The sequence below is a fragment of the Candidatus Omnitrophota bacterium genome, from assembly GCA_025453395.1.
Classification (GTDB): Bacteria; Omnitrophota; Gorgyraeia; order Gygaellales; family Profunditerraquicolaceae; genus JAlOQK01.
Map to the genome: position 1 here is coordinate 258,296 of JALOQK010000001.1, position 14,096 is coordinate 272,391.

Below are 14,096 nucleotides of genomic sequence, written 5' to 3' on the forward strand. Positions count from 1 at the left end.
AAATACCTTTTTGCATACCTGTCCCGCCGGTGTTGTCTGATCCGCCGTTGTCGACAGACACATTCTTTGGAGTATTCGCCATTTCTTTATAAGTATTGATAAGTCCAGTCGTGGAAGAATCATGCCCGCTTACATCGGCTGTTGATTCAAGCTGAGGCAGAATGTTGTTTGCAAGCTTTTTGCCAAGTTGGACACCCTCTTGGTCAAAACTATAGATGTTCCAGATGACACCCTGAACGAAGATCTTGTGTTCATACATCGCGACTAACATGCCTAGTGTCCTCGGGGTGAGTTTCTTGGCCAGAATAGAATTAGTCGGACGATTACCTTCAAAAACCTTAAAAGGCGTAATCCTGGCGATTTCTTCATCGCTCAATTCCGGCTGACTGTTCGCTCTTCTCTTCTCATTCTCTTTCCTTAAATCCTGAACAACTTCCTGTGCGCTCTTGCCTTGCAGAAGGGCTTCTGGCTGCGCAAAGAAATTCGAAAGCAAGATCTTGTGATGTTCATCCAAAGCCGCTTTCAGTTCCGCATCGTTATCAAGCTGCTGAGAACTCCTTTGAGCAAAAGCAAGAAAATCTGCGGGGACAAGTTTTGTTCCCTGATGCATTAATTGATAGAAAGCATGCTGTCCGTTCGTGCCCGGCTCTCCCCAGACGATCGGGCCTGTCTCATATTTCACGAGTTTACCGTTACGGTCGACAGATTTGCCGTCAGATTCCATGTCGCCCTGCTGAAAGTATGCGGCAAAACGATGCAGGTGCTGATCGTAAGGCAAGATGGCGTGTGTCTGAGTTTTGAAGAAATTGTTGTACCAAATCCCCACTAACGCCAGGACAACAGGGATATTTTTATCAAAGGGCGTATTCCTGAAATGTTGATCCATCTCATAGGCTCCACACAGCAACTCTTTGAAATTGTCAAAACCGATATAGCAGGCGATGGAAAGCCCTATGGCCGACCAAGAGGAGTAGCGGCCACCCACCCAATCCCAAAATTCAAACATATTAGCCGTATCAATTCCGAATTTTTCGACTTCCTTCTTCGCTGTGGACACCGCCACAAAATGCTTTTTAATGTACTCCTGATTCTTGGCCGCTTTTAAGAACCACTTACGAGCCGTATCGGCATTCTTCATGGTTTCCTGTGTGGTAAAAGTCTTGGAAGCAATGATGAACAGCGTAGTCTCTGGATTAAGGCCGACGATCGTTTCGGCAATATGCGTTCCATCAACATTAGAGACAAAATGAACTCTTAAATTTTTGCGCGCGGCATAGCGCTTGAGAGCCTCAACAATCATCACAGGACCGAGGTCTGAACCGCCGATGCCAATATTGACGATATCGGTAATGATCTTGCCGGTGTAACCCGTCCACAGGCCACTAATAACCTTATCTACGAAAATATTCATCTGCGCTAGGACGCGATTCACTTCCGGCATGATATCTTTTTTATTCACATAAATAGGCGCATTGGATCGATTCCTTAGCGCAATGTGGAGAACGGCGCGCTTCTCTGTTTCGTTAATCACGGCGCCCGTAAACATCGCCTCGATCGCATCCTCAAGCCCAGCCTCTCTAGCCAAATCAATGAGCGTATCCATCACCTTTGAATCAATCCTGTTCTTTGAATAATCCACTAACAGTTCGCCAATACGGATGGAATACTTGTCAAAACGCTTCGGATCCGCCTCAAACATATCACGCATATGCTGCTTCTTCATAAATTCAGAGAGTACTTCAAGTTTTTTCCAAGCCGCGGTCTGGGTTGGGTTGATTTTTGGCATGGTAATTTCATCTGTCCCGCCGTTGTCGAGACTGCTTACTACATAATTTTTAAGAGATAATCTCTGAAGCTGGGCCTTGCAGGAAGGACAAAACTGCGCATTTGTTTTATCAAGCTCAGCTGCGGTTTGGCTCAAGCGCATCACGCAGGCAGGATTTTCGCAGTGTAGACGGGAAGTGCCGGGGTCAGTAAATAACTTGCCGATTAAATGGCCTGTTTCATGAATAATATTTTTAACGATACGTTGTATAAATATATTGTTATTATAATGCTGAAATCTAAACCCTGATAAGATACCCTTGTTTTTACCCAGTAGAACGCGTCCAAAGAGACAATTCCATACTGTTCCTTTTTGTGTTATGCCGGTTATGTCTGCATCGGTCAGATATAAAGTGGGGATATTTTCTTTTGTCCCTTCAAAAAGATACGGGAGAATGTATTGCTGGCGGACTGCATCAAAATATCCGCCTACATTGCTTACCACTTGATCAATTTGAATTGGGGGAAGAACTTCTATGTTAATCTCAAAAGGAAATGCCTGCTGGATCCCGGGGATGACATATTGCCGGATTAAACTTAACAACTCCTCTGCCTTGCCGGGAATTGAAACAGCGGGAATAATTCTTAAAACCGGAGGGCCGCGAGAATGCCTCGTATTCAATAACGCGCTATTTGGCGCAAAATCATCAACTGCCCGGTTTTTACCCGTTTGCCCAATAATATTCAAACTATAGCCACCATTATCAAGCGGGGCTTTTAAACTCTGTAAAAATCCGGGAAGATATTCTTGATAGCAAACATTGGGCTCCAGAGAACAGGCTATATTTTTTATGCTGCCATTTACATTAAGAGCGTCTAAATCTATTATTTTTCCGCTAAATTTTCCTTCGGCATTCGTATTCATTACGATATTAGAAGGCTTGAAATCGCCTATATAAAATTTCTCAGGAGAAAAATTCAACAGGCCTTTACATATCTCTAAACCAACAAGTATAGCGCGGCCTTTTTCTTTTGAAGTTATTTTTTCTTCATCCAAGATTTTATTTAAATCTAACCCTTCCACAAACTCTCTAAAAACAACATTGATATCATTTCTAATCAAACGGGATGGGTCAATATAATGCCAAGGCTCAAAAGAATGCGTAATCGCTATATCTGCCATACGCGGCCGATAGTCCTTTATCCATACTGAATTGCCTAATTTGCATACATAGGGGCAATTAGCCTCTGACAACTCTTTCCATAATTCTATAGATTTTTCAATTCTTCTCTTATCAAAACCTGCGCCAATAGGGTCATGCCTTATTGTGGATAAAGCTACGCCGAATTTTCTGCCTCCAGTTAAACTGACAGTAACTCTATAAATATTCTTATTCTGTCCACTGCCAAACCAACGCAGGTAAACATTGGATAAATCTTTCACCGATAACTCAATATTAAATAAAGTTTCAAGCGCTTTGAGGATAAATTCCGGATCTTCCAAGAGAGTTCTTCTGAGCTGATGTAAATCTTCTGTTATATCGCACCGCGAAGCAAAATCAGCCAGGTTTTCCAACTGCTTGGCAGAAAACTTATCAATTTTTACCAATCGCTCTAAACAGCCTACTACCAACCTCCTAATTACCCAACTCTTGCAATAAATTAAATCTGAAACCCGCTGGATATCTTCTGCATTAGCATCTTTGGGATTCTTATTAATTCTGGAAATTAGACTTAAAGACGCTATTTGATTATCTGTTTTTTCTACATAGCGCAATAAATCACTTGCAACCTGCAGGCCTAAGCGTTCCTGCAGAATTTTATATAAATCCGGGAATTGCCGCGGGATTCCGGCACCAGTTAGAATAATTGCTATCGCCAGCCTTGAGAGGCCCATTTCTTTTCTTTCATGCATTACTTTCGCTACTGTGCAATCGTTATTTAAATAAATCTTTATCTTTGCCTCATCCCAACCCAACTCTCCCCTAGTCTGATCCGAACCATTGCCTAAAAGCTTGTCCTGCATCGCGCCGTTAATTTCAATGTTTATAGCCATATCTTTTTTTGAGAAATAAATTGCTACTTTATCGCTTAAACGCTTATCGCCATTTTCAATTTCACCTGCAAAAATGACTTTATATTCCTCGCCGTTTAATTGTGTAACTATTGAGCGCGCAAAATAATTGACAAAGCCTTCGTTTCCACTAAGAGAATTTCTTTTAATGCCTTTTTCTCCATCATGAGCAGCACAAAATTCTTCTATGCTTGGCGCATTATCAATAATACCCTTAAACGATACAGAAGGCATAACGAATGAAATAAAATCCTCTTTTTCATTTAGTTGTAAAGAAATTGTATTCGAATTAATTATTTGGCGGTTATCGTTTACGCCTTTATTTAGCCAAATCCATGTTTCTCCTTTATTAGAAGAAAATTTGTAAGTAAAACGGCCAGAGAAAAATTCGGGCAATTCTCCTTCAAAACGGTATTTCCCATCGCCAAAGTCATTTACTATGCGCATCGGGATTTCAAACCATGTCTTTGGATTATCCTCTTGGTTGCACCATAAACGCAAAAGGATTTGTTTATCTGGATTCGTTATTTCCTTATTTAACTTTACAGTGAGGTAAGCTCGGAGGTCTCTCTTATTTTCATATACTGTAGTTTGCTCTTCCGGATAGTAATCGCCTTGCCACTGAACGCGTATAGTTTCCCCTGCAGACTCAACGAAACCGCCGTTATCTAAACTATCTTTGGGAAAATTAGAAGCAGTGGATTGCATACATTTTGCTACTTCCTGTTTAAAGTATTTTATAATTGTTACCCGCGTCCCAATCTTTTCTCCCTTGTTATCATCAATATTCTCAAAAATGATTTCATCACTATTCTTCCCCGCATAATATATGCCAAGCAACTCGCCGCTTCCAGTTGTCGTATTGAAATCACCTTCGTCAAAACGCTCGCCATAGCGCCTTTTTAGCCATTGCACTTCTTTATCAATTAAATTTAAACTATGCTGTGGGTTAAAGATTGTTGCGCCTTGATCGGTAATGCTGATTTTCATCCTTTCATCATTCACAGACCACTGAATCGTTACTTTCTTGTTCTTATCAAATTTATTACCGTGTTCCATCGCATTTTTGAATAATTCATGGAAAGCCCAACTTAAACAATTGACTGTGATTTGTTTGTTAAACCAGAGGAAGAATGAGCCGACTAATTCCTCATTGCTGGAAAGTTCAATAACCCCTTCTTTCTCCAGCTTTAAATCTTTAAAATCTTTTTCAGAAGTTATGGCGATTAATTGATTATCTTTAGGGCCTGCGTCAAAGGAGCCGCCGTTGTCGAGAGAAACTATTTCTCTTAAAGCTCCGAAATCTGCCTCGGGGCTCATGCCAGATTCAAAAACATCCCTGGCATCAGTTGGCGCTTCTCGCGGCTGCAGAAATACTTTCCCCAGTGTATCTCTGCCACGGGTATAAACTTGGGTATTTTGATCATGTAAATAGTTGCACACTAAGGTATCTACTGGGATGCGTCCGTTGCGCTGTTCATCTTTGATTTCAAAAACAAATAAAACGATGCCTCTACCAGAAGACGAAGACGCCTCCAAATTCCATTTCTCCTCTATACAATAACCCGAAGAAAGAATCTTTTTCATCTCCCGAGATAAAGCTTCTGATGCGCTAGGACTAATTTCCATTAAAACTACAAGTTCGGTCCAATTTTCTTCTTCCGCAACCCCCTGCCCCCAGCCTTCATAGGGATTATAAATTAAAACCGAGCGTCGGCGATCCTTTTGAAAAGCTAAAAATAAATCGTGCAACAAAATTGCCTGCTCTTTAAATCTTGGCCTTTTCCGATGCTCTTTGACTCCCCGCGGAAGATGCGTATGCGCCCTCCTGACCATCTTAACGAATGTCTGGGCAATATCCGGCCTTTCCTGGCTAAGCTCAGCTATTTCTGGGAAGGCGCTCATGCCAATATCCCAGCTATCGCACTGTCTGATAAGCGCATCCAGGTCTTCGCATGTCAAGGCATTTAAGGTATTGCTTAAGGCACGGCTGGGGGCAACAAATAATCCGTTACACATCCTGCTTATAAATTGATCTTCCATGCCTAATGCTCTGCCTCTTGAAAGAAGCGAACTAAGCTCTCCTGCCCTTCTAAATATCTGCTGGTTCCAAATATAGTGGCGCAGGCTCCCGGAATGAGCCCGAGAGGAATCTAATGGGCCGATAAGGCAATACTTCAAGAAATCCTGCTCATCGACATTATCAATATCTACATTTTCCTGCTGCAGGCCTCTTGCTAATTCGGCGTTTGCGGTATGCTCGGGAATGCCCCACTTGTTTAGAATCTCCCGGCGGGAAGCCTTTCTTCTTAGAAATATATACTGCATATCACCCCTGAGATAATCAAATATGAACAATAACCTTAAACCGGTGAGAGTGTTAGCTAAACCATGCCCCCCCTCAATAATAAGGCGGCAGAAGCTCCAGGGATTGGCATCATCAATATATTTAAATAACTCTTCAAGATAATCAAGAAAACCCAGGATAATCCGGTCCTGGTCGGTAAGCTGACTTTCCCTGGCTTGACTTAAGGCCTGGTGGAATTTATCGAACTGGATATCTCTTAGGGCCGCAACAGCCTGATTAAGGGGTTGGTTAAGTAGCTCAATGTTTGGCACTATCTCGGAAAGCATGATTTTGATGTTTATACCGAAACGGCGCATAATACCCTGCAGTCCAACAGACATACTCGCCCATTGGGTATGGGCTGTTTCTATGTCCTTGAACATCGTTTTTAAGGTTGAATCAGGCATATAGGATTCTTGATTACGGAACTCGAGGCAGAACTTATCCAGTCTGCCCTGCCAAAGAAGCTTGATTAACCCCCGGGATTCTGGACTGATGCCTGCCGGCTCAATGGATACTATCAGCGCATCCAAATAAGTAGCCAGGGCCTCACCCCATCTCCTTTCGGTTTCACGGGATTCAGCGCTTATCTTTTCTCCGGATAGAATCTCAAAGTCTTCAGCAAACTTTGATAAGACTGTCCTTCTTATCGTATCATTTAAACCACCCTGTTCTCCGCCAAGAAGGGTAAATGTCGAAAGCGTCCCTCCGTTGGTTTCATTTCTGTCATGATTAAAAAAATTAAATATGGTCATAAGCAAAGTAGACCTTCTGTTGAATTCATATATCCCGCTATAGATCATATCCAATAAAATCTCGGCTTGCTCCTTCTTAGACATCTTGGTTGTATTTACCATATGGAAAAGCCCGGGATATTTTAAAACACAATCCCAGGTCCTTTTCATTTCTTTTTGGTCGCGCGACACAACATCTCCCAAGGAATCTTTGGGTTTATGATTATTCATACGGCCAGCATATCTGTTCGCTCTTTCCTCGGGGGTAGCCACAAGAAATATATACAACAAAGAATCAGGGATAAAAGTTCTATTAGCCAGAATAATCGGCTTATTCAAAATCTTTATTTGCGCAAGAATCCTCTCGAATGTGGGCTTCAGTATTGTCTCCCGAAAAACGGAATTATTAGCTATCAGCGAGCTTACCTTATCCACACCCACGCTTTCAAAATCTTCCCTGGTCATCTCTCTGCCATCAAGACTAAGAACCACTCTTCTATTCCGAATCGTATGGATAATATTAATCTTGGTTACCATAGAGTTTAATCCGGGCGTATTGAGAATTGCTGGATCATCCGAAACGGAATTTAAGCGCACCAGGCCCAAATCAAGCGCCTTCCAGCCATAACATCTATAGAAATGCCCGACATCAAAATATATGGCATCAAAACCATCTGCTGCTGCCTCGGCAACAGTAGATTTTCCTACGCTGTTTACGCCGGTAAGATTAATTACCGGAGGATCGATTGATAACGCGAAAATACCTGTATATATATAATAAAATTTAACTCCGGGCTGCATTACATAATATCTCCAGCTTTCTTCAAGAAAATCGTTTATCCGCTGATCAGCCTCTGCATCGGGAAGACCAGAAATACCGGCCAAAGAATTCTCAACCTCAATCAAGTGTTGGCATAATCTAGAACCACCCTGCAACAACTGATTGATTTCTTCTTGCGCCCTGGCTGAATCCGGCTTCTTAAGAAAATCCCTCCTGTTTGGGACATCTATCTGCTTGGCGATCCAGGCATCTTCGCTTTTTTCTTCTATTGGTGATAGTATTATATTGGTATGGTTTAAATCGTGTAGCAGGATACGCGAAAGCAGCGTTAACACCGCACGCGGATATTGCTTCCTGCGACTGATAAAATACCCGATTATTTCCCGATCAAAAACAAGGTAAACTTCACCGGTCAGACTAATAAACTTACAGCATACTGCCGGCAAAGGAGCAGAAGATACCTCTATTCTAATCGGCACCGCATCATCAGGAAGGTTATCTTTTACTAATGTGCTACTCAATTTGAGTAAATGGAATAAAAGTACTGCCGGAATATCAACTTCCTCATCCATAATAAAGCGCCCCTGCTTGAAGATTATCCCTTGATACTCTGGTAAAAAGCATTCTTCTTTAATGTGCTCACAGTAAGATTCAGGGCTCATAATCGAATCAAAATAAGTAAACATTGCCTCCGGGCTCATCGCGGATTCAAAATCCTGATTTTTTAAAACAATTATTTTACTGCTTTGATAAAATGCCTCAATAGAGCCCGGTTTCCACCAGCCCTTTAATTCTGGCTGAGCTATCAGTTCCGGCCTATGAAAAGGCACAACTCCAGGATGTAAATGCGCCCCTTCTCCAGCCCCGAAACCGATAATACTGCCGTCTAATCCACCGCGAACTTGAACCAATCTGGCTCCGCGAAATCTTTCTCCTAATCTATTAACCACTCTTCTTATAGCGATATCCTGAAGATGCGTCCTATTAGTTTCTTGAACGCTATATCTTAATCCGCTTCTAACATTGGTAGGAGAATCATCATATACATCCCTGGCGGTACTTAACAGCCATTCAAATTGATCGGGATTTCTTAAAAAATAGTAATAATAAGCATCTTCATAATGCGCAATCGCTTCTTCCCTGGAAGTTATCCTGCTGCCCACCAAATACCTGATCTCCCAGCCGCCCTTACCGCACCATTCATCTAATGTTTCACCGATTGCCTGACGCCGGCTGCCAGAGTAACCCGGACGGTAAAAGCCGCGGGCGCGGATTTGTGCAAAGAACTCCTCCCGGCTTATCTGAAGGATAGGTTTATGAAAAGGAATATCTTTGGCTCTATCTGCTTCCGGGCTCATCGCGGATTCGAAATTCTCTTCATGGCCCATATCGGTAGAAAAAGAATCGGGTAAAATTCCGGAAAGTTCCTGATTGCACAATAATGCCGGCTGAAGATAATCCACCAAGATTCTTCCTGAGGGATCACTCAATTCTCCGCGAACTATAGCTGTCTGTATCTCCAGAAAGAATTCTCTAGCCGAAGCCAAATGCAACCGGATAACCTCTCTTCTTGAAGCCGTATCCACAGCGTTAACTAGATCTTTCATAAAAACAAAATCTATTCGTCTGACCGCATCCACGTATTTTTTCAAAAGCGCTCTTGTTTCCACATCCTGCTGATTCCTCTGTAAAACATAGAGATACTTTACCAGCTTGCGGCACTGCTTTTCCCATTTGGTAAATACCCCCTCTATTGTTGCTACCAGCGGATCCTGAAATCTGGTTTGATAACTTACAAAGTCTATATCCAGCGGCGCATCACAAACAAGACCTGCTTTTTGCGCCAGAACAATATAAGGAGAGCCTTTCTGAAGCCGAAGACTCCCGAAGAGCCGAGCATTAGTCTCAAAAAGCCTGGTTTTTTCAATAAAGACCAAACTCTGTTTTAATTCTTCCACAGTAACCAAGGGATCAAAAAAGATGAATCCCGGCTCCGGCGTAATACCTAGCTGGACAAACCTTTCCAGGGCCTGAGCGTTTTGTTCAACTGTCGCGCCCTTACCGTATCGGCGTAGTTGCGATGGGCTACCGGATTCAATACCCAAGAAAACTCTTTTTAATCCGGCTTCTCTCAAAAGACTGTATACCTGTAGCATCCTCGTTAACCTCTCCGGATGCGCAGGCTGAGATATAGAATCCACTCTTGCCGAAAAATGAGTAATCTGAATTTTATTATCACCTGTTAGCCCCAATTCCTCGTTCATCTTGATTATCCCCTGGGCTAAGGCTGCGGCCCTGTCCATCGTGGCTTTAAAATCCGCTTCGCTACTGGTCGGCCCCATAAATTCCGAATCCACAAAATGGAATTTACGTACGCCTTTCTGCGTAAACACGCGCATCCTCTTTAACAGCTCTGATACGGGTAACGGCCTCCAATTAGGGCAACCGGTAAGCGCTCGTATAGAACAGAAGGTACAAGACGCATGAGGACAGCCGCGACTAGCTTCAATGGCAATATTGGGCTCTTCCGGTATAGTAAATAATTCCGGGGCCTCGTTTTCATCGGGAAGGGCATAATGACTTAAGTCCATAACTACGCGTTCGGTAGTCACTACCCGCTCGCCTATTCTTAATTTAATATTCGGCACGGCGGCATAAAGCCTACGGTCCTTTGACTTGGCGTTCCTGGACATAGTTATAACAATCTCTTGTAAAGGCAGCTCTCCTTCCCCTAAAATGAATACCGTTTCCTGATACAGCTTTCTCTGTATTAACTCATCGGGGGCAAAAGTAGCAACCACATTACCTAGGGTTACTAGCGGAGCGTCTTCCTTCATTTCGGTTTTAATCCGCAGCATAATCTTCTCTACGATATTTAATGTACCCCATTTCATGGTCAAGCCGGCGATATCCGGACGCTCTTCTATAATCCTGGCAGTAACCATGTCTGTAGCCATACGGAATCTTTCCGGTAACGAGATCTGCCTTTTCTGGGCAATCATCTCCTGCTCTATCTGATCAAGATATTTCTGCATATCAATAACCACTACTTGGCAATCTGTATATTTGCGTAAGTGCCCGGCTAAAGTAGCTACTGCAATGGCCCCTTGTCTTTCTGCGGCATACTCCAGAGCAACCAAATTAACCAATACCACCTTTACCTTATTTTTCCAGGCCGCTGCCTTAACAACGCTTAATTGCTTAATCTTTTCCACGGTAACGCCGTCTGTATTAACCTCTTCAGGTATATGGCCCGCTTGTCCAGGCTTACGGCCGATACCCATATAAACCCCTCTAAACGGATAATCTTCATTGTCGCTGCCAGCAGTAACTATTACTTCTCTTGCGCCTCTTAACAACCTGACATCTTCAGCTAATCTAACAGTGGCATCCATATAATCTTGGCTATGATCACTATGGTACGCTTCAATAGTATCAATATAGGCGCCGTACCGAGTAAGAAGATCACGGGCTTTCTGCATCTTCATTGCTAGTCTCTTAGCCTGCCCCTCGGATGTATGCCTTTCTATGTTTGCCGACAAAACAGGATTTAGCGCCAGGTACCGGGAGTGCGCAATACCTAACACTCCGGCATGTGCGTTTACAAACCTACCGACTTCCTGTATAGAAAAACCGTAGTGTCCATTGTTGGCGCTAAACATTTCTACGTTTGCCGGAATGTCGCTAAATTTACGCGGCACTACCTTATCTAATTCCTGGCGGATAAGATTTAAATCCAGGCCGTACTTGCGGTGAAGCGCGGTTATTACTGTTTGACGGGATAACATATTGGTCCTTATGCCTAATAAATCCTGCTCTTCAAGCTGTAGCCACTCTCTCTCCAGCGCAAAGTTACCCTGATAACCGGTCAACCTCTGAATCAAATAATCCACGCGGTTATTAGCCCAAAGAATTCGCTTCTGCAGCTGAAAGCTCATCTCTTCACAACGAACATCTCTTAACCACCTCATAAACGCAGGAGCATCTTCCCTGCCAGATATAGCCGAACCAATAGGAAAGTAAACCAAGAAGTGGTCGTCTTCTGTTTTATAAACTTCGTCGTAAACATCAAGCTCGATTCCGGGGATAACTTCAAATTCGCCTGCCAGTCCGGATTTGTATATCTGATCCCATGCCTGAACCATCTCCTCCATATGGTCTAAAGTAAAATGGTCCGTAATTGTAATTGCCCGCATCCCGCTAAACCAAGCGGCAAAAACTACTCCCGTTGCAGACCTTAAGCCATCCGAATAGAAAGAGTGGTGGTGTAAATCAATGCGTCTTGCGAGGCTGTTATCTTTGGCCAAGATGCCGGATGAAACCGCGCTAAGCAATATCCCTAATGCCTGATGCCGGTCTCGGCGGCTTACCAACCTGTCTTCTCCGATATCAATCATGACAAAAACGGATAGAATCTGCGCATTAGAGTTCTCGGCCCCGACCATCATCAGCTCATTCAAAATATTTTCGCTCTCTTGAGGATTATAAAACAGGGTGTCTTTAATAAACTGACTGTCCTGAATCAGGCTTCGTGTGTCTATATAATCAATGCTACCTTTATATCGGGCCATTATCGCCTGTGCCCGAGGGATCATGCTGCGCCAGCCCGAAAGATTATCGGCCTGCTGCAGATACTGTTTTGCTCTCTGGTTGTCCGGATCAGAAACTAAAATCGCACGGCAGACAGAAATTGCCGCATCATATTCCCCTCTTAGAATATGCTCTTTAATAACTTCCGGCCCCATTTCCTCTGCGCTTTCCGGGCTCATCGCGGATTCAAAGATCTCATCTGTGGCTTGCAACTTAAGAACTATAATTGCCGATGCAGCCCGAGACTCTATAACATTATCTGCTTTAGCGAAGATGCCTGCGTTTCCAATAAGAATAGTATCCCCGCCATTCCCCAATAAGATAGCTCTTTTAACACCCCTATCTTTTAATCCAAGGGAAATCTTCTCAATTGATTCCCCGGTATTAGCCTTGCCATTACCAACTACAGCACCGATAACCAGGTTATCATTTTTATCAAAACCGATAAATATGTGAGTATATCTAGCCCGGATATAATTGATTCTAATCCTTCCGCCTTTTATTTTAAACTCGCCAACACCAGGATATCCCCAAGAGCGCGCTTCTTTATACGAATACCGCCTCATAGTCTCCTGCAATCCAGTAATATCTAATCCTAAAGGTAACTCGAACTCGATACAATTTCTATCTAATGCCTTTTTAACTTCCTCTCTATTTTCATATAAATAACGTAACCCTAGTTTCATGCGGTTGGCAAACTCGGGGAACAAGAAAAGTCCGGACAAATCATCAAACCGATCAAACAACCTCTCGCGTAAATACTCCCTAATATCTGCAACCCCTTCACCTACAATTAACTGGCCATAAAAGGCATACTCTATCTTTTCAGTTACATCATCTCCTGCCAGAAAAACCCCGACATTTCCGTCTTGCGCATGATATGTAAGGCTATCTATGGTGAATTTCTTACTTCCCTGTTTGACTACCCCTTGCTTCCAAACTATAAATGAGGTATATTTTCCCTCCCTGCTTTCAAATGGCTCTCCTGCGCGGTGATAGATTTTACCGTTATGATAAACTACAAAATAATCATTCAAATAAAGATTACCGTACGGTAACGCGAGATAGTCCTGGCCTACTATCTCTCCTTCAATCCTTGCCAGATGCTCAGACATGGGTAGCTGCACATATTTTCTTAAGGCTGTACCGATATCATCCTGAACCACACCGCAAACAACAATCTTATTGTTTGCCCTGTCGTATTGAATTTCTTGATTATAGTCGTCTCTCACCGAGGCTAATACGGTGATAAAATCAGGATTAAAAACTTTAATCTTAATCTTAGAATACGTGTCTTCTGTCTCTATGGTAATTATGTGTTTTCGTGCCGATTTATTTAAATATCGGCAACCTTCGGGTTCAAGAACTAACTCTTCTGCAAAACTACATTCAAAAGACACCCTCTCGCCCTCATCATCTACTTTTCCATCTATATAAAACACGGGTACCCCTTCACCAAAAAGATACTCGACACATAAAGCCATGTAGTTAGGCTCAGTGGTTACAAACTGCCGCCAATACCCGCCCCAACCATTAGAACCAGGAAATCCGTTTAACAATTCCGCTATATAACGCTCTAAGGATTCGGTTAAAAACTCTATATGTATAATCCCTGCCTGAACAATACTCTCCCTAAGTCCGGTTGCTATTGATTGCGCGCTCCAATCCTTTACGCTCACCAATATTCTAGATGGTATTTCAGCCCCTGCCTCCGGGCTCATCGCGGATTCAAAGGCTGTATCGCCTGTGTTTAGCTCAATGTCGGATGTTCCGAAAATATTGGCCAGCGTGTCTTTAGTACAAACT

At 43.0% G+C, this 14,096-nt stretch carries 2 pseudogenes; both read right to left on the reverse strand.

Features of this window, described 5'->3' with window-relative positions:
* Window positions 1-79 precede the first annotated feature (79 nt).
* Window positions 80-1,786, reverse strand: a pseudogene (gene pgi / locus MUF05_01060) (glucose-6-phosphate isomerase).
* Between the two features lie 120 nt (window positions 1,787-1,906).
* Window positions 1,907-12,097: pseudogene (locus MUF05_01065) on the reverse strand ((d)CMP kinase).
* Window positions 12,098-14,096: the final 1,999 nt, after the last annotated feature.